Origin of the sequence: Enterobacter cloacae complex sp. SYL003, assembly GCF_049236925.1 — a bacterium.
Classification (GTDB): domain Bacteria; phylum Pseudomonadota; class Gammaproteobacteria; order Enterobacterales; family Enterobacteriaceae; genus Enterobacter; species Enterobacter intestinihominis.
This window is the reverse complement of the sequence record NZ_JBMKJK010000002.1, coordinates 250,981-272,697: the sequence shown is the minus strand read 5'-3', so window position 1 is coordinate 272,697 and position 21,717 is coordinate 250,981. Positions and strand designations below refer to the sequence as shown.

The window sequence follows — 21,717 nt, the reverse complement described above, 5'->3', positions numbered from 1 at the left end:
ATGGATACCTGGATCTATCTCTCTCAGGGGTTCGCGGTAGCGATGACCCCGGAAAACCTGGTGATCGCCCTGATCGGCTGTTTCGTCGGGACGATCGTTGGCCTGCTGCCGGGCCTTGGGCCTATCAACGGCGTGGCGATTTTACTGCCGCTGGCCTTTGCGCTGCACCTGCCTGCGGAATCGGCGTTGATCCTGCTGGCGACGGTTTATATCGGCTGCGAATACGGGGGGCGTATTTCCTCGATACTGCTTAACGTTCCTGGCGATGCCGCCGCCATTATGACCGCGCTGGATGGCTATCCGATGGCACAGCAGGGACGCGGCGGCGTGGCGCTCTCTATTTCCGCCGTCAGCTCGTTCTTTGGCTCCCTGATCGCCATTGGCGGCATCATCCTCTTCGCCCCGGCGCTGGCCCAGTGGTCGCTGGCGTTTGGTCCGGCCGAGTATTTTGCCCTGATGGTATTCGCCATCGCCTGTCTCGGCAGCATGATGGCGCAGAATCCGCTGAAGTCGTTTTTGTCTGCGTTGATTGGCCTCAGTCTGGCCACCGTCGGCGTGGATGCCAACACCGGGGTTTATCGCTTTACCTTCGACAGCGTTCACCTGTCCGACGGCGTGCAGTTCATTGTCGTCGTGATTGGCCTGTTCTCTGTCTCAGAAATCTTACTGATGCTGGAACATACCAGCAGCGGGCAGACGCTGGTGCGCAAAACCGGCCGCATGCTCTTTAATGCCAAAGAGGGGGCACAGTGTGTGGGTGCTACCCTGCGTTCGTCGGTGATTGGTTTCTTTGTCGGCATCCTGCCCGGCGCGGGGGCGACCATCGCCAGCGCCATCACCTACATGACCGAGAAAAAGCTGAGCGGCAACAGCGACAGCTTCGGTAAGGGCGATATACGCGGCGTGGCGGCGCCAGAGGCAGCCAATAACGCCTCGGCCTGCGGCTCGTTTATCCCGATGCTGACCCTCGGCGTGCCGGGCTCCGGCACCACGGCGGTGATGATGGGCGCGCTGACGCTCTATAACATCACCCCGGGTCCGGCGATGTTTACCGAGCAGCCCGATATCGTCTGGGGCTTGATTGCGGCGCTGCTGATCGCCAACGTGATGCTGCTGGTGATGAACATCCCGCTGATCGGGCTGTTCACCCGCATGCTGACCATTCCCCTGTGGTTCCTGGTCCCGGCCATCGCCGCCGTCTCTGCGGTTGGGGTGTACGCGGTGCACAGCACCACCTTCGACCTGGTGTTAATGGTGCTGCTCGGCGTGCTGGGCTACATTCTGCGCAAGATGCACTTCCCGATGTCGCCGCTGATTTTAGGGTTTGTATTGGGGGAAATGCTGGAGCAGAACCTGCGCCGCGCCCTCTCCATCAGCAATGGCAACATGGCGATCCTGTGGGAGAGCAGCGTGACGAAGATCCTGCTGGCGATGGCGATCATGGTGATTGTCGTGCCGCCGGTGCTGCGCTGGATGCGTCGACGCCAGCAGAAACCGCAGCCGGATATCGGCTGATTAGCCCCTCAACAGGGCATTGACCCACTGCCTTAACGCCTGGCGGGAAATCTTTATCCCGCCATTTTTCAGTTCTGACGGCAGCGCCAGCCAGTGTACCGGCTGCTCAAAGCGTGCCAGCCTGCCCTGAACCCACTCCGGCAACAACGTGATATCCGTGCCCGGCTCACATTCCACTACCGCCACCGGGCGTTGCCCGTATTCGGCGTCATCCAGCGGGACGATAAACACCTGGCTAACCTGCGGATGTGAGACGATAACGCGCTCCAGCGCTTCCGGCTGGATCCCTTCTCCGCCGCTGAAAAAGAGATTGTCCATTCGGCCCAAAATGGTCAGGCGTCCGTCATGCCACTCGCCGCGATCGCGGGTGGCGAACCAGCCCTGCTCGTTGACCAGCGGCAGTAAGGCGCCGTCTCGCCAGTAGCCCGCCGCCATGCTTTCCGCCCGGATCCAGACTTCACCGTTCACCACCTGAAGGTCTCTGCCCGGCAGCGCGCTGCCCACGTCCGGCGCGCCGTCGGCCTCTTTGGCGCAGACGGTGGAGGCGAACTCGGTCAGACCGTAGCCGCAGAACGTGCGGATCCCCTGCTTGCGCGCCTGTTCGGTCAGCTCAACGGGGATTTCCGCCCCGCCGAGCAGCACGGCTTTCAGCGCAACGGGATGGTGTGAATTGAGCAGCCGCCACAGCTGCGTCGGCACCAGCGAGGCGTGGGTACAGCCCTGCAGGGCCTGCTCCAGCGGCTGTTTTTCACGCACGGTGAGACGGCCTCCGCCCTGCAACCAGCGCCACAAAATCCCCTGACCGGAGACGTGAAACAGCGGCAAGGACAGCAGCCAGTCGTCATCACCGCCATAAGGCATCAGCGACAACACGCCTTTTGCGCTGGCAAGGTGGGCGGCACAGGTGTGCACCGCCGCTTTTGGCAAGCCGGTGGAGCCGGAGGTGAGCGTCATCGAGGCCAGCCGTTCTGCCTGCCACGTCACGCCGCCCTGCCCCTCACCCTCTCTTAATGCCAGCGCGGGCAGACCGTCATACTCACCGTTAAGCACCAGCGCAAAGCGCAGGGTCATCTGCGGCAGGAGGACGTCCAGCAGCGGACGGGGAAGCTGAGGGTTCACCGGCAAAATGCGGGCGCCGCACTGAAGCAGCGCCAGCCAGGCCAGCAGGGTCTGCGGATGGTTGTGGGCGAGGAGCATCACGCCGTCCCCGTCCCTGACACCCTGAGACTGAAAACCGGCTGCCAGACGATCGATACGCTCGCCCAACTGTGACCAGTTGAGCGTTATATCGTCTAAACGCAGCGCGGGTGTATCGGCACTCCTGGAGCGCCAGTGCCGCCACGGCCAGTCGGTAAAAGTCATTGCAGCGGCTCCAGCGTCCCGACATCGAGGCACGGCAAGGTGCTGTCCGGCCACTGGCGAATCAGCTGGGCCTGCATCAGGTTTAGCGTATCAAGACCGGGAACGGTGTCCGGCGTTAACCATGCAGCGATGCGCGCCAGTTGCGTCAGCCCGAGGCTGGATTCGATGGATGAACTGATCACCGCCGTCAGCCCTGCGGCATGGGCCGCCGCAACCTGCTCGCGCACCTTGTCGAGGCTGCCGGTCAGCGTTGGCTTAATGACCACGGCACCGACGCCCGGCTCGGCGGCAAACGTAAAACCGGCTTCGCGCAGGCTCTCATCCCAGGCAATGGCAATGCCGGTTTCCCGGGCGAAGGCGCGAGAGTCGTCGCGCGTTTTGCACGGCTCTTCGAGAAACGCGATGCGGTTGCGGTACGCCGGGTTGACGTACTTCGCAAACTGCTGCGCCCTGAGCGGCGTCCAGGCGCGGTTGGCGTCCAGGCGCAGGTGCAGATCGGGAATGGCTTCCAGTAACAGGTTAACCACCATCCCGTCGCGCACCGCTTCGTACAGGCCGACCTTAATTTTCGCCACCTTCTCGCCAGGCATCCCGGAGAGCAGCGCGAAAAGTTCATCCGGATCGCCGGAACAGAGCGGCGCGGCGCGATAATTCGCCGCATCCGGCAAACGGCCGTCCAGCTCTGCCAGCGCGCAGCTGATGCCGAACGCGACGGAAGGAACGTCCGGCAGCGACGGATCTGCCCCCTCACGCCATTCGTGCGTCCAGGCCATCAGCGCCGCCTGCGCCTCATCCAGCGTTTCCAGGCTAAAGCCCGGAAGCGGGGCGATTTCACCCCACCCTTCCCGCTCGCCCTGCCGGAGATGCACGAAAAAGCCATCACGGGTTTTTAACCGCCTTTCACGCAGTACCACGCCCGCGTCCATCGGTATCTGCCAGCGGTAAACCTGCGCGCGACGCATTACGGGTTCCGTTTGTATTTGCTGAAGTCTGGCTGGCGTTTTTCGTTGAACGCGTTGCGCCCTTCCTGACCCTCTTCGGTCATATAGAACAGCATGGTGGCGTTACCCGCCAGCTCCTGAAGTCCCGCCTGACCGTCACAGTCGGCGTTGAGGGCCGCTTTCAGGCAGCGCAGCGCCATTGGGCTGTTTTGCAGCATTTCGCGACACCAGCGCACGGTCTCTTTTTCCAGATCGGCGATCGGCACCACGGTGTTAACCAGCCCCATGTCCAGCGCTTCCTGGGCGTTGTACTGACGGCACAGGAACCAGATTTCGCGGGCTTTTTTCTGGCCGACAATGCGCGCCATGTAGGACGCCCCCCAGCCGCCGTCGAAGGAGCCAACTTTCGGGCCAGTCTGGCCGAAAATGGCATTTTCCGCCGCGATAGTCAGGTCACACATCATGTGCAGCACGTGACCGCCGCCGATGGAATAACCTGCCACCATCGCAACCACTGGTTTTGGACAGGTGCGGATCTGGCGCTGGAAATCCAGCACGTTCAGGTGGTGCGTGCCGGCATCATCCTGGTATCCGCCGTAGTCGCCGCGGACTTTCTGATCGCCGCCCGAGCAGAAGGCTTTCTCCCCTTCCCCGGTGAGGACGATGACGCCGATGTTGTCGTCGTAGCGTGCATCCGCCAGCGCCTGGATCATCTCTTTTACGGTCAGCGGACGAAACGCGTTGCGTACCTGTGGACGATTGATGGTGATTTTGGCGATACCATCGGTGGATTTGTGGTAGCGAATGTCGGTGTAGCCTTCGGAGCAGTCCTGCCATTCAACCGGCGCGTAAAGCATGTTTTCATCAGGATAGATCATAGCGTGTCCTTTGTTCGATAACGTAGTATCTGAGCCAGACTCGCGGCAACCGCTTCCGGGTTGTCCCGGTGGGCGTTGTGTCCGGCATGAGGGATAGCATGACGCATGGCGTTAAGTTCAGCAGCGATGGCTGCAAACTTCCCGTCACGTTCGCCATAGAGATAGTCGAAAGAAAAATCACGCGCGGTGAGCGCGGGACGTAAATCAGGCTGAACGGCAAGCGAGGTGGCTTCCAGCATCTCAGCCAGCCTCGGGCCGTTGTTCCGGCTACGCAGCGCGATCAGCGCGTTGCGCTGTTCATCCGTAAGGGAGGTAAAGACCGGCTGTTGATACCAGTCGGCAAAGACGGCTTCAAGCGGCTCACTGCGAAAACGTGACGCCCAGCGGCGGTCCGAGGTCAGCCGCGCCTGGCGCGCCTCGACGTCTTGCAGCCCAGGGTGTCCACCTTCCACAATCACCCCGTCTAATCCCGCAGGATGCTGGCAGGCATGGAACATCGCAATGCGGCCACCGAGAGAGTACCCTACCAGCCAGTAATTTAGTATGTTGTAACTAATTAAGGTATACGTGAGCAATTCACTTACCTCTGCAAACCCCGTCACGCCCGTATCCGCTGAACCACCGTGCCCGGGCAGGTCAAGGTAGAGCCTGGGGTAGTCATGCAGCGACGCCCCAACGGTCTGCCACTCACGACAGTCGCCGGAAAAACCGTGCAGGAAAACCAGCCAGGGGTAGCCTGGTTTTCCGGGCTGAGTGACGCCAGCGAGGATCACAGGTGACTCACCTGCGCCAGCAGATGTTGCAGCTTCTGCGCGCCGTCAGAATCGTTTACCACCAGCTCAATCAGCGTCGCGCCAGGCTGCCGCCAGGCGGTGTTCAGCGCCGTCTCCAGCGCGTCCCAGTTTTCCGGGCGATGGTACTTCAGGCTGAACATGGCGGCGGCGTGTTCGAACTGCACGTTTTGCGGCATCAGATAGAAGCGCTCACGTTCGCTTTGCGGCGTCGGCAGCAGGGAGAAAATCTGTCCGCCGTTATTGTTAACAACAATCAGTACGAACGGAGCCGATGCCTGACGCAGGAGCGCCAGCGCGTTGAGATCGTAGAGGGCTGAGAGATCCCCCACAATCGCCAGCGTGGATTTTGCGCTGGCCCGCTGTACGCCAGCGGCGGTGGAGATCAGCCCGTCAATGCCGCTCGCGCCCCGGTTGCTGTATACCGGATAACCCGCGGGCAGCTGCGAAAAGGCGTCAATCAGGCGCACCACCAGGCTGTTACCGACAAAAAGTTGCCCCTGCTCGGGAAGATATTTGCGGATACGGTGCGCCAGCCCGGCTTCACTGAACTCCTCGCACTGCGCTTTGGTGAGTTCCCACGCCTGACGCGACAGCGCCGGGATCTCCACCGCCCAGGGTTTGCGTTTTTCCGCCGGATGCAATTCCAGCCAGCTGTCAATATCGCTCACCAGGCGGCGACCGCGATGGTGCGCCGGGTCAAGGCGTCCTTCGAGCGGATCCACCAGCCAGTACTCTTCTGGCGTACAGGTGGCCTGCCACTGGAGCAGTCGCTTGCCCGTCAGGCTCGAGCCCAGCTGGACGACAATTTGCGCCTGCGCCAGCTCGGTGACCGCTTTCGCGTTCCCCAGCCAGAGGTCAGCGCAGGGCAGCGGCTGGCCCGTCTGGGAAAGCACGTCACCAATCAGCGGCCAGCCAAGCGTTTGTGCCCACTCCGCCGCCAGCTTGCCTTCCGCCGCACTCATCCGCCCGGCAATCACCACCCCGCGCTTCTGGCGCCAGAAGAACCAGTCGCGCTGCTTAGCGCTTTCCAGATGCGTCTGCTCACGCAGCCAGGGCTTTTCGCTCTCCCACCATTCTCCCAGCTGCTGTTGCCAGGCTAGGCCGGTCTCGTTCATTTCGCCGTACAGCGGTTCGGCAAACGGGCAGTTAATGTGCAGCCCGCCGCTGCGCAGTGCGTTCATGGCGTGGTCGAGAGTTGAGACCAGCCAGCTGGCGGGAATATCCTGGGTGGGGCGCGGCAACGAGACCGTCTGTGAAGGATGCGAGGCAAAAATGCCAGGCTGACGAATCGCCTGGTTCGCGCCGCAGTCAATAAGTTCCGGAGGACGATCGGCGGTGAGTAAAATCAGCTTTTCGCCGGTTAACCCCGCTTCAATCAGCGCCGGATAGAGGTTTGCCACCGCCGTGCCGGAAGTCACTATCACCGCCACGGGCGCGTTGCTGACTTTCGCCAGCCCGAGCGCCAGGTGGCCGAGACCACGCTCGTCAAAATGGGTGTGATGAATAAAAGCCCTGTTTTCCGCCGCAGCAAGGGTGAGCGGCGTGGAGCGAGAGCCCGGAGCAATACACACATGCCTGACACCATGGCGGGTCAGGGCTTCAAGGATCACCGTCGCCCAGCGTCGGTTAAAAGAACTTACTGACATGAGATTGTCCAGTATCAAGAATGCGACACAGTATAAATAATAGAAAAAGTCAGAATTTTGATATGAATCGGGATTGCACGAATCAGTATTAATCCCTCAGGAGGAGGGAACGCAGCCCGGCGGCCTTATTTTCGATCTCCTGCCACTCCTGCTCTGGATCGGAGCCGCTGACGATGCCCGCCCCCGCATAAAGACGCAGCGCGGCGTCATGAACGCGGGCGGAGCGTAATGCCACGCAGAACTCGCTTTGATCGCGCGATAAATAGCCCGCCGATCCGGCGTACCACTCCCGGTCGAACGGCTCCACTTTCGCAATAAATTCTCGCGCTGCCTGACGCGGCAGCCCGGCCACCGCGGCCGTCGGTTGCAGAATATGCAGACACTGCTCGTCATCAGACTGTTTGAGTTCGGTCCAGATACAGCGGCGTAAATGCTGCACCTTGCGCAGACGCAGCACCTGCGCTGGGAGGATCTCCAGCGTCCGGGTATGGTGCTGAAGACGCTGGCAGATATCTTCCACCACCAGCATATTTTCCCGCTGATTTTTGTCGTCGTTCATCAGCCAGTCGCCCAGACGCTGGGCCTGCTTATCGTCAGAATGGCTGGCGACGGTGCCTGCCAGCGCTTCAGTGCGCAGCAGCATGCCGCGTCGCCGCCAAAGTCGCTCGGGCGTCGAGCCGAGGAACGCGTTGCTGGCGTCAAAGACCATACAAAAATGATAGCAGTTGAGGTTTAGCGCGCGGCTGGCGGCCATTAGCGCGATGGCGTTCACGGGCTGCTGGCACTGCACGTCTGTAGCACGTGCGAGCACCACTTTCTCAAAATCGCCGCGAGCAAGGGTATCCGTCGCCTGACGAATCAACGCCAGCCATTCCGGTTTTTCCGGATGATGGGTTTCCTGCACAATCTGCACGGACAACGGGCGGATCGGCGCGGCGTCGCGCAGGTTATCAATAAACTTCAGTGCGTCACCGGCATCATCACACAGCGACGTTTCGCTCCACAGTTGCAGGCGCAGCGTGGCGACCCCGCCAGACCGTCGCCAGAGAAGGCGCGGTAAAAACAGATTTCCCTGTGCCGGGTTGAAGGCGTTCAGGCCGCAGATACGGGTATCATTGGCTACGTCATGGGTGTGCAAAAACCGGGAGGCCGAGGCCAGAGAGTCAAAATGGGCGAGGCTTCCGAGCGCGGCAAGTTCTTCATCACCGCTCCGCTGTTGCCAGTAAAACTGGGGATAGCATCGCTGCACACCCAGCCAGGCCAGCGGATCGAAGGCGTCGTTTAACGGGAAAGAGACATCGAAATGGCGTAAACCGGGTGTAGCGGGTAACGCTTGCGCAAGCTGAGTGCGCAGGCGTTCCAGCGCGATGGAAATCGAATGCACGCGAACCTCTCCCTGTTAAAACCTTACATTATACGGGGTACTGATGATAAATAGCAGTACCCACGTGTAGGGAGGGGTTTACCGGCTTAACGACGGGCTAACAGCAGGCCCAGCACCAGCCCTACGGCCGCACCGACCCCAATGCCCTGCCACGGCTTTTCGTGCACATAATCGTCGGCACGATAAACCGCCTGTTTGGCGCGGTAGTAGTAATTGTCGGATGCGTTGCTGACGCGGTTTTTCACGTCATGCAGCGCCTGCTCGGCGCGGGCTTTGAGCTCAATGTACTTCTGATCGGCAGGATCGCCTGAAGAGCGCAGTACTTCTTCCAGCGTTTCGCTTAACAGCGTTAGATCGTCGTCTGCTCGGGTATCCCAGGATTGAAATGACATATTTTTCTCCATGTTAGTACACCAGTCCGATAACTATAGACAACGTCTCGCTATTGCGCCTGTTTCGCTTCGCGCGCCATACCAATATGTGGGATGCCATCTTCATCGTAAATGTCCGTGACTGGGGTAAAACCAAAATGGCCATAGAATGATTGCAAATGCGCCTGCGCACCCAGGTATAACGCCTTGTCTGGCCACCGTTTCAGGCATGCGTCCAGCGTTTTTTCCATCAGCTGATAGCCCAGCTTTTCACCGCGCGCGCTTCCGCTGATAATGACGCGGCCAATGACGACAGGGTCAAAATCCTCTTCGCTTTTCAGAATCCTCGCATACGCCACCAGCTCGTTATCGCGCCAGCCGAGGATGTGCCGGTTCTCGCCGACCAGGTCATCGCCGTCGATATCCTGATACGGGCAGGTTTGTTCAACCACAAAAACTTCGCAGCGCAGTTTGAGCAGGGCGTAGAGTGACTGAATAGTCAGTTCGCTGTGGTGTAGATCTTGCCACTGGATCATGTGTTTCTCCTTCCTGGGGTTCATCACGTTATACTAAACCCCTTCCCATTCGGCAAAGGGCTGATTGCGTTATGGAACTGATTTTTCTGGGTACGTCCGCGGGCGTACCAACCCGCTCACGCAACGTGACGGCGATTCTGCTGGATCTTAAGCATCCTACCCGCGGCGGGCTGTGGCTGTTTGACTGCGGCGAAGGTACGCAGCATCAGTTGCTGCATACCTCATACCACCCGGGGAAAGTGGATAAAATATTTATCACCCATCTGCACGGCGACCATCTGTTTGGCCTGCCGGGCCTGCTGTGTAGCCGTTCGATGGCCGGTAACGCTAACCCGCTGACCATTTATGGCCCTGCGGGTATTCAGGCATTCGTTGAGACCACGCTGCGCCTGAGCGGCTCGTGGACCGATTATCCGCTGGAGGTGGTTGAGATCGGCGAAGGTCTGGTGTTCGACGACGGAGAATACCAGGTGCGCGCTTACCCGCTTAACCATCCGGTGGAATGCTACGGCTATCGCGTTGAGGAGCATGACAAGCCCGGGGCGCTGAACGCCGCCGCGTTGCAGGCCGATGGGGTGAAACCTGGCCCGCTGTTCCAGCGTCTGAAGCACGGCGAGACCGTCACGCTGGAAGACGGGCGCGTTATCAACGGTCAGGATTACCTTGCGCCGCCGCAGCCGGGCAAAAAACTGGCTATTTTTGGGGATACCGCCCCCTGCCCTTCGGCGCTCCGGCTTGCCGGGGGTGTGGATGTGATGGTGCATGAGGCAACGCTGGAAGCGGCGATGGAAGAAAAAGCCAATAGCCGGGGGCACAGCTCAACGCGTCAGGCCGCGCAGCTGGCGCGCGAGGCTGGCGTCCGGAAACTGATTGTCACTCACGTCAGCTCACGCTATGACGTCCGCGGCTGTGAAAGCCTGCTGGCAGAGTGTCGGGAGGTGTTCCCGGCATGCGAGCTGGCGGAAGATTTTGCTCAGGTCAGCGTTTAGTCCTTCATTTTTCCCTCAGGGTGCCGATAACGATTAAAAGGCCAGCATTTCTCTTGAGGGTAGAATGGATAATTTCCAGAAAGATATTGATGACAGGGCGAACCTGACCCAGTCCAACCGTTTTGAACTGTTGCTGTTCCGTCTTGGCACCTCTCTGAACGAAAATAAATCCGAGCTGTTCGGCATCAACGTGTTCAAACTGCGCGAAATTGTGCCGATGCCGACCTTCACCAAACCAGCGGGAATGAAGTCTCCGCTGATGGGGATGGTAAATATTCGCGACCAGGTGATCCCGGTGATCGATCTGGCCGCCGTCGCCGGCTGCAAGCCAGCCACCGGGCTAAACATTTTGCTGATCACCGAATATGCCCGCAGCGTGCAGGCGTTTGCCGTGGAATCGGTGGAGAACATCATGCGTCTCGACTGGAAGCAGGTGCACGCCGCGGAAACCGCCGTCAGCGGTCGCTACATCACCAGCATTGCCTGTCTGGACGAAAAGACCGATACCAACGATCTGGCAATGGTGCTCGACGTGGAGCAGATCCTGTATGACATCACCCCGGCGAACCACGATCTGCACGCCACCCATCTGGAAACCACCAAATTCAACATCAAGCCTGGCTCTGTCGCAATTGTTGCTGAAGACTCGAAAGTAGCGCGCTCAATGCTGGAGAAGGGATTGCAGGCAATGGAGATCCCGGCTCAGCTGCATATCACCGGCAAAGACGCATGGGAGAAAATCACTCAGCTGGCCGCGCAGGCTCAGGCAGAGGGCGTCCCCGTTACCGATAAGATTGCCCTGGTATTAACCGACCTCGAAATGCCGGAGATGGACGGCTTTACGCTGACGCGCAAAATCAAAACTGACCCGGTACTGAAAGATATTCCGGTGGTGATCCACTCGTCTCTTTCCGGCAACGCGAACGAAGATCATATACGCAAAGTGAAGGCTGACGGCTATGTGGCGAAGTTTGAGCTGAATGAGCTGTCGTCGGTGATTGAAGAGGTGCTGGACCGCTCGATGAAGAAGATTGACGGGCCGCTTATAAGCAGGAAGCAGTTAGCTTAGTCGGGTGGCGCTTCGCTTACCCGACCTACAAGACCTGTAGGCCCTGCAAGCGTAGCGCCGCTGGGCAATAAAAAACCCGCCGAGGCGGGTTTTTTGCTTTTACATCAGCGGCATCGCGCGCTGCACAATCTCAATCAGCGGCTGCGGATAGATACCGAAGATTAGCACCAGAAGCGCGGAGATCAGCACCACGATCCCCCCGGCGCTGTACTGCCAGTTGGACGGCGCATCACGGTTGAGCTGCTGAGGCGCGCTCAGGTACAGGCTCACAGCCACACGCAGGTAGTAGTAAAGACCAATCGCGGAGCCGATAACGACACCGGCAGTCAGCCACCACAGACCCGCCTGCACACCGACGGCCAGCACGTAGAACTTACCGATAAAGCCCAGCGTCATCGGGATACCCGCCAGAGAGAGCATCATCACGGTCATTACCGCAGACAGAATCGGACGGTGCCAGAACAGACCACGGTAGGAGAACAGGGAATCTGCATCCGGGCCACGGTACGGGCTGGACATCAGGCTCACCACGCCGAACGCGCCGAGGCTGCTGAACAGGTAACCGGCCAGATACACACCCACGGTTTCCATCGACATCTCACCGCTTTGCAGCGCAATCAGCGCCACCAGCAGGTAGCCCAGATGGGAGATAGAGGAGTAGCCCAGCAGACGCTTAATGTTGGTCTGGCTCAGCGCCATCAGGTTACCGAAGATGATGGAAACGAACGCGATAATGCCCAGCACCACGCGAACCGCTTCGCTGTCACCCACCGGGGCGTACAGGAACAGACGCATGACCACGCCAAAGATAGCGATTTTACTCGCCGTCGCCAGGAAGGTAGAGACCGGCGCTGGCGCACCCTGATAAACGTCTGGCGTCCACAGGTGGAACGGCACCAGAGAGAGTTTAAAGCCAAGGCCTACAATCATCATGCCCAGACCCGCCAGCAGCAGCGGCTCGTGCATCATACCGTCGCCGAGGCTCTTACCGAGCGCCAGGAAGGAGAGGTTACCCGTCTGTGCATACAGCAGCGCGATACCGAACAGCAGGAACGACGACGCAGCAGCGGACAAGATGGTGTACTTGATCGCCGCTTCCAGAGAGCGCTTCTGACGGAAAGCGTAACCAATCAGGCCGAACAGCGGCAGTGAGATCAGCTCAATACCGAGGAACAGCGCGGCCATGTGGTTCGCGTTCGCCAGCAGAATGCCGCCGAGCGCGGCAATCAGTACCAGCAGGTAAAACTCTTCTTTGTTGTCGTTATACCCTTCGAGCCACGGGTACGCAAAGGTACAGGTTGCCAGGCTCGCCAGCAGCACCAGACCGGTGTAGAGCATGGCGTAGCCGTCAACGCGCATCAGCGGCGTGACGTCCATTGCGCCCGCCTGGCCAACAAACCAGAGGGAGACTAACGCAGCGTTCAGACCCAGAACGGACAGGGTCGCATTCAGGAAGTGATTGCGTCGCCACGCAATGGAGAGCATCACAACCACCACCGTCAATCCGACGATCAGCAGCGGTAGCAGCGCGATCAGTTGTTGTGGAGTTATTGTCATGGCGAATTACGGCCTTGTAGTAGAAGCAGAATTAACAAACCACTGCTGGATGTTACCCATCGCGGAGTGCGAGGTATCCAGAATCGGCTGCGGATAGAAGCCCAGCAGCACCAGCAGTACGACCAGCAGCAGGATGATGGACAGCTCACGCAGCGACATCCCCGGCAGTTCTTTAGCAGCAATTTCGCTCTTCGCTTTACCGAAGTAGGCGCGGTGCAGCATCGCCAGCGAGTACACGGAGGCGAACACCAGACCAAAGGTGGAGATGACGGTAATCATCGGAACCACTTTGAAGCTGCCGAACAGAATCATAAATTCGCCAACGAAGTTACCGGTACCTGGCATACCCAGGGTGGCAACCGCGAAGAACATGGAGAGTGCAGGCAGCCATTTCATTTTGCCCCACAGGCCGCCCATCATACGCATGTCACGGGTATGCAGACGTTCGTACAGCTGACCACACAGGATGAAGAGACCGGCAGCGGACAAGCCGTGCGCAATCATCTGGATCACCGCGCCCTGGTACGCCAGCTGGCTACCAGTGTAGATGGCAATCAGTACGAAGCCCATGTGGGAAACGGAGGTGTAAGCAATCAGACGTTTGATGTCGTACTGCGTGAAGGCCATCCATGCACCGTAGAAGATACCGATCACGCCAAGCCACATGGCAATCGGCGCGAACTCTGCGGAGGCGTTCGGGAACAGCGGCAGGGAGAAACGCAGCAGACCGTAGGCCGCCGTTTTCAGCAAGATACCCGCCAGGTCAACGGAACCCGCCGTTGGCGCCTGAGAGTGCGCGTCCGGCAGCCAGCCGTGCAGCGGAACTACCGGCATTTTCACCGCGAAGGCGATGAAGAAGCCCAGCATCAGCAGATATTCCACACCGTGGGACATCGGGGTCTTCAGCAGATCTTCATAGTTGAAGGTCCAGACGCCGGTGGCGTTGTAATGCACAAACACCAGCGCCAGGATGGCAATCAACATCACCAGACCGCTCGCCTGGGTGTAGATGAAGAACTTGGTGGCCGCCGTGATACGCGTTTTACCGTCGGATGCCTTGTGGCCCCACAGCGCGATCAGGAAGTACATCGGCACCAGCATCATCTCCCAGAAGAAGAAGAACAGGAACATGTCGATGGCCAGGAACACGCCGATAACGCCGCCCAGGATCCACATCAGGTTCAGGTGGAAGAAGCCCTGGTATTTTTCGATTTCTCGCCAGGAGCAGAGTACCGCCAGAACGCCGAGCAGACCGGTCAGCACGACCATCAGCAGCGACAGACCGTCAATCGCAAGGTGGATCGTGATACCGAAACGTGGGATCCACGGCAGAATGAACTCAGACTGCCACTGCGGAAGGCCCGCAGACTGGGTCAATGAGTAGCCACCCTGCAACCACAGTTGCAGGCCAAGCGCGAGCGTCAATCCCATGGTGATCAGCGCGATCCAGCGCGGCATCTTCACGCCAAAGCGTTCAGTCTGCCAGCACAGGAAGCCGCCGATGAAGGGAATTAATATTAGCCAGGGTAATAACATGGCGATTTTTATTCCTTGTTAAAGTCCCTCAGGGACCGATTTTCAACGAATTCGACAAAATTCACGTGTTAGTGCGGTTTGTGGTGTCGGGTGACGCTCACGCTTACCCGACCTACGGTCTCGTAGGCCCGGTAAGCGCAGCGCCACCGGGCAAAAACCACTATCGCAACACCATCAGCAGCGCCAGCACGACAACCGCACCGATGCTCATGGATGCCACATACCAGCGCAGATAGCCGTTCTCGCTGTACAGCAGGCCTTTACCTGCAAAGCGAGAGAGGATCGCCGGGATATTCATCAGGCTGTTCAGCGGATCGCGCTTCAACAGCCACGCAATGCCCAGGAACGGCTTCACGAAGATCAGGTCGTACAGCCAGTCGAAGCCCCATGCGTTGTACCACCAGGTGCCCAGCAGACGGCCCGGCGCGCTGTTGGCAACGGCAGTCACCAGCGTGCGTTTGCCCAGCCACAGCCATGCGGCAATCAGGATGCCCGCGATAGCCACAACGCCGGAGGTGATTTCAAGCGTCAGAACGCGACCGTGCTCAAGCTCGGTTGTTGCCGGCAGTACGCCCTGCAACGGTGGCACAATCATCGCGCCAACGAAGGTGGAGAGTACCAGCAGCACAATCAGCGGCAGGTGGTGGGTAATCCCCTTCCCTGCGTGAGCGTGAATTTGTTCTTTACCGTGGAAGACGATGAAAATCATACGGAAGGTGTACAGGGAGGTCATAAACGCACCGACCAGACCCGCAACCATCAGATTGATATGACCATTCGCCATGGCGCCCGCCAGGATTTCATCCTTACTGAAGAAGCCTGCGGTAATCAGCGGCAGTGCCGCCAGCGCCGCGCCGCCTACCAGGAAGCAGACATAGACCAGCGGGATGGACTTACGCAGTCCGCCCATTTTGAAGATATTCTGCTCGTGGTGGCAGGCCAGGATCACCGAACCGGATGAGAGGAACAGCAGCGCTTTAAAGAACGCGTGCGTCATCAGGTGGAAAATGGCTGCGTCCCACGCCTGCACGCCCAGCGCCAGGAACATGTAACCAATCTGGCTCATGGTGGAGTACGCGAGAACGCGTTTGATGTCGGTCTGCACCAGCGCGGCAAAGCCTGCCAGCACCAGCGTAACCGCACCGACGATACCCACCAGATGCAGAATTTCCGGGGTCATCAGGAACAGGCCATGGGTACGCGCAATCAGGTAGACACCGGCGGTGACCATGGTCGCGGCGTGGATCAGCGCGGAGACAGGGGTTGGACCCGCCATCGCGTCGGCAAGCCATGTCTGCAACGGCAGCTGTGCGGATTTACCCACAGCACCACCCAGCAGCATCAGCGTTGCCCACCACAGCATGTTGTTGCCTGCTTCGAAGTGCGCTGGCGCCAGTTCCACCATTTCGCGGAAGTTCAGCGTGCCCAGTTCGTTGTAGAGAATGAACAGCGCGAAAGCGAGGAAGACGTCACCCACACGGGTCACGACGAACGCTTTCATGGCCGCTGCGCCATTCTTCGGATCGGTGTAGTAGAAACCGATCAGCAGGTAAGAGCACAGACCCACGCCTTCCCAGCCCAGATACATCAGCAGCAGGTTATCGGCCAGTACCAGAACCACCATGCTGGCGATAAACAGGTTGGTATAGGCGAAGAAGCGGGAGTAACCCTCTTCGCCGCGCATATACCAGGAGGCGAACATGTGGATCAGGAAGCCGACGCCGGTGACCACGGAGAGCATGGTCAGAGACAGACCATCCAGCACCAGGTTGAAACCGATGTTGAAGTTACCGACCGACATCCAGTTCCACAGCGGCACGCTGTAGGCCTGACGTCCATTGTTAAAGAAATCGATACCCGCATACGCTGTCACCAGCGCAGCCAGACCGATTGAGCCAATGCCCACGGTGGCAGACAGATTCTCAGACCAGCGGCCGCGAGAAAATGCCAGCAGCACGAAGCCAATCAGCGGAAAAATAATGGTTAAGGCAAGCATGTTCATCCACGCAACTCACTTACTGAATCGATGTTCAGGTTCTGGCGGCGACGATGGAGCTGCAGCAACAGCGCCAGGCCAATACTCGCTTCGGCAGCCGCGAGGCTGATGGCGAGAATGTACATCACCTGACCGTCGGCCTGGCCCCAGTAGCTGCCGGCGACCACAAAGGCCAGCGCGGAAGCGTTGATCATGATTTCCAGACCGATCAGCATAAACAGCAGATTGCGGCGGATAACCAGACCGGTTAAGCCCAGAACGAACAAAATCGCAGCGAGGATCAGTCCATGTGTTAAGGGGATCATGCGCGCTCCTCCGTTTTTCTTTTCGCACGGTCATCAGTGCGGTTGCTCAGCACCTCACCAACACGTTCTTCGCGACCGACGTGGAAGGCAACAACCAGGCCCGCCAGCAGCAGCATAGAGGCCAGTTCAACCGCCAGAACGTACGGACCAAACAGCGCAATACCAACAGCCTTGGCGCTGATTGGCGTGCCGTCAATGCCCTGGTCGTTAACGCCCAGAATAGCGTAAACAATCACCACCAGCATGATGGCCGACAAAATTGCCGGACCAATCCACACCTGCGGTTTTAACCATTGACGTTCCTGTTCAATTTCAGAGCCGCCCAGGTTGAGCATCATCACCACGAACACGAACAGCACCATAATGGCACCCGCGTAGACGATAATTTCCAGCGCACCGGCGAAGTGCGCGCCCAGCGCAAAGAACACCCCGGAAATAGCCAGCAGCGAAATGATTAAATACAGCAACGCATGCACCGGATTGGTGTGCGTGATCACTCGCAGCGTAGCCAGGATGGCGATAAGGCCACAGATATAAAAAGCGAATTCCATTGCCCTCTCCTTACGGTAACAGGCTCTTGACGTCGATAGGCTTAGCTTCGTTCTCTGCTTCGCCCTTATCTTTGCCGTCGATTGCCATACCCGCCATCCGGTAGAAGTTATATTCCGGGTATTTGCCCGGACCGGAAATCAGCAGATCCTCTTTCTCGTACACCAGGTCCTGACGCTTGTACTCACCCAGCTCGAAGTCTGGAGTCAGCTGAATCGCCGTGGTTGGGCACGCTTCTTCACACAGACCGCAGAAAATGCAGCGTGAGAAGTTGATGCGGAAGAACTCAGGGTACCAGCGGCCGTCTACCGTCTCGGCTTTCTGCAGAGAGATACAGCCTACCGGACACGCTACCGCACACAGGTTACAGGCTACGCAGCGCTCGGAACCGTCCGGGTCGCGCGTCAGCACGATACGGCCACGGTAGCGCGGCGGCAGATATACCGGCTCTTCCGGATACATCCGGGTTTCGCGTTTGGCAAACGCGTGCAGGCCGATCATCCAGATACTGCGTACCTGGGTGCCAAAGCCTACGAGTAATTCTTTTAAGGTCATGATCTCAAAGCCCCTTATGGCTGCTGCCAGAGAATGACAGCCGCCGTTACCAACAAGTTGACGAGCGTCAGCGGCAGGCACACTTTCCAGCCGAAGGACATTACCTGGTCATAACGCGGACGCGGTAAGGACGCACGAATCAAAATGAACATCATCATGAAGAACGCGGTTTTCAGCGCGAACCAGATGAACGGCGGTAAGAACGGGCCATGCCAGCCACCAAAGAACAGCGTTACCATCAACGCGGAAATGGTGACGATACCGATGTACTCGCCCACGAAGAACAGACCGAATTTCATACCGGAATATTCAATGTGGTAACCGTCGGCCAGTTCCTGTTCGGCTTCTGGCTGGTCAAACGGGTGACGGTGACACACCGCCACGCCCGCGATAGCAAAGGTCACAAAACCAAAGAACTGCGGGATAACGTTCCAGATGTCGGCCTGGTTGTTGACGATGTCGGTCATGTTGAATGAACCGGCCTGCGCCACCACGCCCATCAGGGAGAGTCCCAGGAACACTTCGTAGCTCAGCGTCTGCGCGGAAGCACGCATCGCACCCAGCAGCGAGTATTTGTTGTTACTGGACCAGCCTGCGAACAGCACCGCGTACACCGCGAGGCCTGCCATCATCAGGAAGAACAGAATGCCGATGTTCAGGTCAGCCACCACCCAGGTCGGGCTGACGGGAACGATAGCAAACGCCAGCAGCAGCGAGGTAAAGGCGATCATCGGCGCCAGCGTAAAGATCACGCGGTCCGAGAAGCGCGGAACCCAGTCCTCTTTAAAGAACATCTTGATCATGTCCGCCACCAGCTGGAGTGAACCACCCCAGCCCACGCGGTTCGGTCCGTAACGGTTCTGGAACAGACCGAGCAGACGACGTTCACCAAAGCTCATGAACGCGCCGCAGGTGACGACCACCAGCAGAATGACGACCGCTTTCAGAATGCTCAGCAGGATGTCGATAAGATCCGGCGTTAACCAACTCATGCTTTTGCCTCCTGAAGGTTATCAAGATGCGCACCCGCCAGGACCGGCGCGATGCCAGGCATACCCATCGGCAGACCCACCTGCCCTGCTGACAGGCTTTCAGAAATAATCAGCGGCAGGCTGATTGTCTGGCCGTCGTAGCTAAAGGCAATGTTCGCACCCGCGTTAACGCCAAGCTTCGCGGCATCCGCCGGGTTGAGCTTGATGTACGGCTGCGGCATACGCTGCTGGAATACCGGAGAACGCTGGGACATTTCGTCGCTACCGAACAGATGGTAGTACGGCGCAATACGCCAGTGGCCTTCCTGAGCCTGGAAACGTTCCGGAACGGTAGAGAAGAAGTCCAGATCGGTTTCGGAGGCTTCAATCAGACGCACGCCCGGATCGCCGTGGCGCAGATGACCACCCACTTCAGCCTGGAATTTGTTCCATGCCTGCGGGGAGTTCCAGCCCGGTGCCCATGCAAACGGGATTTGCGAACGCGGCGCAGACGGCTGGTTGTTCCCTTCCATCGAGAAGGCGAACATGGTGTCTTTATCCTGCGGCTGACGCGGTTCGTGCACGCTGATATTGGCACGCATCGCAGTACGACCGCTGTAGCGGTGCGGCTCACGCGCCAGTTTCTGGCCGCGAATACGGAAGCTTGCGTCAGGCGCGGCGTCTTTAATGCCCGCCAACTGAGGCAGTTTCTCAACAACCGCGTCGATAACGTGGTCGAGCTGCGTCCAGTCCACTTCACGGCTCTGCACGGTGCTGTGCAGAGAGTGCAGCCAGCGCCAGCTTTCCAGCATCACGGTGTTGCTGTCGTAGTAGGCCGGGTCATAAACCTGGAAGAAGCGCTGTGCGCGGCCTTCGTTGTTGATCACCGTCCCGTCGCTTTCTGCGAAGCTTGCAGCAGAGAGCACCAGGTGTGCTTTGTCCATGATCGCGGTGCGCTGATGGTCGATAACCATCACCAGCGGTGCTTTGGAGAGCGCGGCGTCAACGCGAGCGGCGGAAGCGTGGCGATGCAGGTCATTTTCCAGCACTACCACCGCATCAGCAGAACCGGATTCCAGTTCGCTTAACGCTTCTTCCAGCGAGCCGCCGCCAATCATGCCCAGTCCGATGCTGTTCACCGCACGGGCAATCATGGTCACACCGACGTCAGCGCCACGGCCCTTCAGGGCTTTGGCAACGTTCGCTGCGGCCTGAATGATTTCAGCGCTACCGGCGTTGGTACCGGAAATAATCAGAGGTTTCTTCGCCCCCGCCAGCGCCTGAGCAATCACGTCGACCTTGTTCTGCAGGTCGCGATCCAGTTCAACGGCCGGCGAGTTGCTGTCCAGCGCGTGGGCAATGGCAAAGCCGAGGCGCGCCTGATCTTCAACCGGTGCGCAGTAGGTCCACGCGGCGATATCGTCCAGACGGGTGTTGTCGACGTTAGTCACAAACAGAGGATGCTTCGCGCGCTGGCCGATGTTGAGGATCGCCGCAATCTGCCAGTCAGCCACTTTCTGCGCCGCTGCCATTTCACGTGCTTTACCCTTCACCGCCTGACGAACCGCCAGAGCCGCGCGTGCGCCGGTCTGCGTCAGGTCTTCCCCGAGCACCAGAACCGCATCATAGGATTCGATTTCGCGCAGCGCAGGCGTATGTACACCGCCTTCACGCAGCACTTTCAGCACCAGTTGCAGACGTTCCTGCTCGCCATGGGCGATACCGGTATAGAAGTTTTCCGCCCCAACCAGCTCGCGCAGCGCGAAGTTGCTTTCGATGCTGGCGCGCGGGGAGCCGATGCCGATCACTTTCTTCGACTGGCGCAGAATATCTGCCGCGCCCTGCATCGCCTGTTCAGCGTTGAGGGTAATGACGTCGTCGCCACGGCGCTGAACCGGCTGACGCGGACGGTCTTTCAGGTTCACATAGCCATAGCCAAAACGACCGCGATCGCAGAGGAAGTAGTGATTAACGGTACCGTTGTAACGGTTTTCGATACGACGCAGTTCACCGTAACGTTCACCCGGGCTGGTGTTACAGCCGAGGGAGCACTGCTGGCAGATGCTTGGCGCAAACTGCATGTCCCATTTACGGTTGTAACGCTCGGAGTGGGTTTTATCCGTGAACACGCCGGTCGGGCAGATTTCTACCAGGTTACCGGAGAATTCGCTTTCAAGCGTACCGTCTTCCGGACGACCGAAGTAAACGTTGTCATGCGCGCCATACACGCCCAGATCCTGACCGTCTGCATAATCTTTGTAGTAACGCACGCAGCGGTAGCAGGCGATGCAGCGGTTCATTTCGTGAGAGATGAACGGCCCCAGATCCTGATTTCGGTGGGTACGCTTGGTAAAGCGATAGCGACGGAAGCTGTGACCGGTCATGACGGTCATATCCTGAAGGTGGCAGTTACCACCCTCCTCACACACCGGACAGTCGTGTGGGTGGTTGGTCATCAACCACTCCACTACGCTTTCGCGGAACTGTTTGGCTTCTTCGTCATCAATCGAAATAAAAGTGCCTTCGGTGGCTGGCGTCATACAGGACATCACCAGTCGACCACGCGTGTCTTCCGCGTTTTGATATTGCTTCACCGCACACTGGCGGCAAGCACCGACGCTGCCCAGCGCCGGATGCCAGCAAAAGTACGGAATATCGAGGCCAAGAGACAGACAAGCTTCCAGCAGGTTGTCCGCCCCGTTGACTTCGTATTCTTTGCCGTCTACATGAATCGTAGCCATTAGCATGCTTCCAGTTGGCTCG

Annotated in this window: 19 protein-coding genes; 3 read left to right on the top strand and 16 right to left on the bottom strand. The window is 58.8% G+C overall.

Translation table 11 applies throughout. The annotated features are described in order from the left end of the window. Positions 1-1,515, top strand: a complete 1,515-nt coding sequence (locus ACOT1A_RS03870; protein WP_023300617.1) for a tripartite tricarboxylate transporter permease — start codon at positions 1-3, stop codon at positions 1,513-1,515. Here ACOT1A_RS03870 and menE read toward each other — a convergent pair whose 3' ends face one another. The 8 genes from menE to ACOT1A_RS03830 form a co-directional block, all read right to left on the bottom strand. Beyond that, positions 1,516-2,877, bottom strand: coding sequence for an o-succinylbenzoate--CoA ligase (gene menE / locus ACOT1A_RS03865; protein ID WP_171936324.1), 1,362 nt, complete (start codon positions 2,875-2,877; stop codon positions 1,516-1,518). It lies immediately after the preceding gene. Continuing rightward, positions 2,874-3,839, bottom strand: a complete 966-nt coding sequence (gene menC, locus ACOT1A_RS03860; protein WP_023300619.1) for an o-succinylbenzoate synthase — start codon at positions 3,837-3,839, stop codon at positions 2,874-2,876. The genes menE and menC overlap by 4 nt, the downstream gene beginning before the upstream one ends. Further along, entirely contained in the window at positions 3,839-4,696 is an 858-nt protein-coding gene (menB, locus tag ACOT1A_RS03855; RefSeq protein ID WP_014832749.1) for a 1,4-dihydroxy-2-naphthoyl-CoA synthase, read from the bottom strand. The genes menC and menB overlap by 1 nt, the downstream gene beginning before the upstream one ends. After that, a complete protein-coding gene (gene menH / locus ACOT1A_RS03850) occupies positions 4,693-5,469 on the bottom strand; it encodes a 2-succinyl-6-hydroxy-2,4-cyclohexadiene-1-carboxylate synthase (RefSeq protein ID WP_063150336.1) in 777 nt (258 codons plus the stop codon). Before menH ends, menB begins: the two co-directional genes overlap by 4 nt. Next, positions 5,466-7,136: a 2-succinyl-5-enolpyruvyl-6-hydroxy-3-cyclohexene-1-carboxylic-acid synthase gene (gene menD, locus ACOT1A_RS03845; protein ID WP_022648819.1), complete on the bottom strand. Its 1,671-nt coding sequence runs from the start codon at positions 7,134-7,136 to the stop codon at positions 5,466-5,468. The genes menH and menD overlap by 4 nt, the downstream gene beginning before the upstream one ends. A gap of 88 nt (positions 7,137-7,224) precedes the next feature. Then, entirely contained in the window at positions 7,225-8,520 is a 1,296-nt protein-coding gene (menF, locus tag ACOT1A_RS03840; RefSeq protein ID WP_063147689.1) for an isochorismate synthase MenF, read from the bottom strand. 86 nt (positions 8,521-8,606) lie between these two features. Next, positions 8,607-8,912, bottom strand: a complete 306-nt coding sequence (elaB, locus tag ACOT1A_RS03835) for a stress response protein ElaB (protein WP_022648821.1) — start codon at positions 8,910-8,912, stop codon at positions 8,607-8,609. Between the two features lie 50 nt (positions 8,913-8,962). Continuing rightward, on the bottom strand, positions 8,963-9,427 hold the full coding sequence (locus ACOT1A_RS03830) for a GNAT family N-acetyltransferase (protein ID WP_023300622.1): 465 nt from the start codon (positions 9,425-9,427) through the stop codon (positions 8,963-8,965). Between the two features lie 71 nt (positions 9,428-9,498). Between ACOT1A_RS03830 and rbn the strand changes: the two genes are divergently transcribed. Both rbn and ACOT1A_RS03820 read left to right on the top strand, forming a co-directional pair. Beyond that, a complete protein-coding gene (gene rbn, locus ACOT1A_RS03825; RefSeq protein WP_063849965.1) occupies positions 9,499-10,416 on the top strand; it encodes a ribonuclease BN in 918 nt (305 codons plus the stop codon). 64 nt (positions 10,417-10,480) lie between these two features. Continuing rightward, positions 10,481-11,485, top strand: coding sequence for a chemotaxis protein (locus tag ACOT1A_RS03820; RefSeq protein ID WP_022648824.1), 1,005 nt, complete (start codon positions 10,481-10,483; stop codon positions 11,483-11,485). Positions 11,486-11,584: 99 nt separating this feature from the next. Here the strand turns inward: ACOT1A_RS03820 and nuoN are convergent, their stop codons facing one another. From nuoN to nuoG, 8 genes are all read right to left on the bottom strand, one after another. Continuing rightward, a complete protein-coding gene (nuoN, locus tag ACOT1A_RS03815) occupies positions 11,585-13,042 on the bottom strand; it encodes an NADH-quinone oxidoreductase subunit NuoN (protein WP_022648825.1) in 1,458 nt (485 codons plus the stop codon). Between the two features lie 6 nt (positions 13,043-13,048). After that, positions 13,049-14,578: an NADH-quinone oxidoreductase subunit M gene (gene nuoM / locus ACOT1A_RS03810; RefSeq protein WP_023300624.1), complete on the bottom strand. Its 1,530-nt coding sequence runs from the start codon at positions 14,576-14,578 to the stop codon at positions 13,049-13,051. Positions 14,579-14,738: 160 nt separating this feature from the next. Then, positions 14,739-16,580: an NADH-quinone oxidoreductase subunit L gene (gene nuoL, locus ACOT1A_RS03805; protein ID WP_276169880.1), complete on the bottom strand. Its 1,842-nt coding sequence runs from the start codon at positions 16,578-16,580 to the stop codon at positions 14,739-14,741. After that, positions 16,577-16,879, bottom strand: coding sequence for an NADH-quinone oxidoreductase subunit NuoK (nuoK, locus tag ACOT1A_RS03800; protein ID WP_006176506.1), 303 nt, complete (start codon positions 16,877-16,879; stop codon positions 16,577-16,579). The genes nuoL and nuoK overlap by 4 nt, the downstream gene beginning before the upstream one ends. Continuing rightward, complete coding sequence (nuoJ, locus tag ACOT1A_RS03795; protein ID WP_006176507.1) at positions 16,876-17,430, bottom strand: NADH-quinone oxidoreductase subunit J; 555 nt, start codon at positions 17,428-17,430, stop codon at positions 16,876-16,878. Before nuoJ ends, nuoK begins: the two co-directional genes overlap by 4 nt. A gap of 10 nt (positions 17,431-17,440) precedes the next feature. Further along, positions 17,441-17,983, bottom strand: coding sequence for an NADH-quinone oxidoreductase subunit NuoI (gene nuoI / locus ACOT1A_RS03790; protein WP_003861491.1), 543 nt, complete (start codon positions 17,981-17,983; stop codon positions 17,441-17,443). A gap of 14 nt (positions 17,984-17,997) precedes the next feature. Beyond that, entirely contained in the window at positions 17,998-18,975 is a 978-nt protein-coding gene (gene nuoH, locus ACOT1A_RS03785) for an NADH-quinone oxidoreductase subunit NuoH (RefSeq protein ID WP_022648828.1), read from the bottom strand. Beyond that, on the bottom strand, positions 18,972-21,695 hold the full coding sequence (gene nuoG, locus ACOT1A_RS03780; protein WP_199159629.1) for an NADH-quinone oxidoreductase subunit NuoG: 2,724 nt from the start codon (positions 21,693-21,695) through the stop codon (positions 18,972-18,974). Before nuoG ends, nuoH begins: the two co-directional genes overlap by 4 nt. Between the last annotated feature and the right edge of the window lie 22 nt (positions 21,696-21,717).

Excerpts from the sequence above, each read along its gene's own strand:
- ACOT1A_RS03870 (WP_023300617.1), top strand. The coding sequence starts at position 1 with ATGGATACCTGGATCTATCTCTCTCAGGGGTTCGCGGTAGCGATGACC.
- menE (WP_171936324.1), bottom strand. The coding sequence starts at position 2,877 with ATGACTTTTACCGACTGGCCGTGGCGGCACTGGCGCTCCAGGAGTGCC.
- menC (WP_023300619.1), bottom strand. The coding sequence starts at position 3,839 with ATGCGTCGCGCGCAGGTTTACCGCTGGCAGATACCGATGGACGCGGGC.
- menB (WP_014832749.1), bottom strand. The coding sequence starts at position 4,696 with ATGATCTATCCTGATGAAAACATGCTTTACGCGCCGGTTGAATGGCAG.
- menD (WP_022648819.1), bottom strand. The coding sequence starts at position 7,136 with ATGTCAGTAAGTTCTTTTAACCGACGCTGGGCGACGGTGATCCTTGAA.
- elaB (WP_022648821.1), bottom strand. The coding sequence starts at position 8,912 with ATGTCATTTCAATCCTGGGATACCCGAGCAGACGACGATCTAACGCTG.
- ACOT1A_RS03830 (WP_023300622.1), bottom strand. The coding sequence starts at position 9,427 with ATGATCCAGTGGCAAGATCTACACCACAGCGAACTGACTATTCAGTCA.
- rbn (WP_063849965.1), top strand. The coding sequence starts at position 9,499 with ATGGAACTGATTTTTCTGGGTACGTCCGCGGGCGTACCAACCCGCTCA.
- ACOT1A_RS03820 (WP_022648824.1), top strand. The coding sequence starts at position 10,481 with ATGGATAATTTCCAGAAAGATATTGATGACAGGGCGAACCTGACCCAG.
- nuoN (WP_022648825.1), bottom strand. The coding sequence starts at position 13,042 with ATGACAATAACTCCACAACAACTGATCGCGCTGCTACCGCTGCTGATC.
- nuoM (WP_023300624.1), bottom strand. The coding sequence starts at position 14,578 with ATGTTATTACCCTGGCTAATATTAATTCCCTTCATCGGCGGCTTCCTG.
- nuoL (WP_276169880.1), bottom strand. The coding sequence starts at position 16,580 with ATGAACATGCTTGCCTTAACCATTATTTTTCCGCTGATTGGCTTCGTG.
- nuoK (WP_006176506.1), bottom strand. The coding sequence starts at position 16,879 with ATGATCCCCTTAACACATGGACTGATCCTCGCTGCGATTTTGTTCGTT.
- nuoJ (WP_006176507.1), bottom strand. The coding sequence starts at position 17,430 with ATGGAATTCGCTTTTTATATCTGTGGCCTTATCGCCATCCTGGCTACG.
- nuoI (WP_003861491.1), bottom strand. The coding sequence starts at position 17,983 with ATGACCTTAAAAGAATTACTCGTAGGCTTTGGCACCCAGGTACGCAGT.
- nuoH (WP_022648828.1), bottom strand. The coding sequence starts at position 18,975 with ATGAGTTGGTTAACGCCGGATCTTATCGACATCCTGCTGAGCATTCTG.
- nuoG (WP_199159629.1), bottom strand. The coding sequence starts at position 21,695 with ATGGCTACGATTCATGTAGACGGCAAAGAATACGAAGTCAACGGGGCG.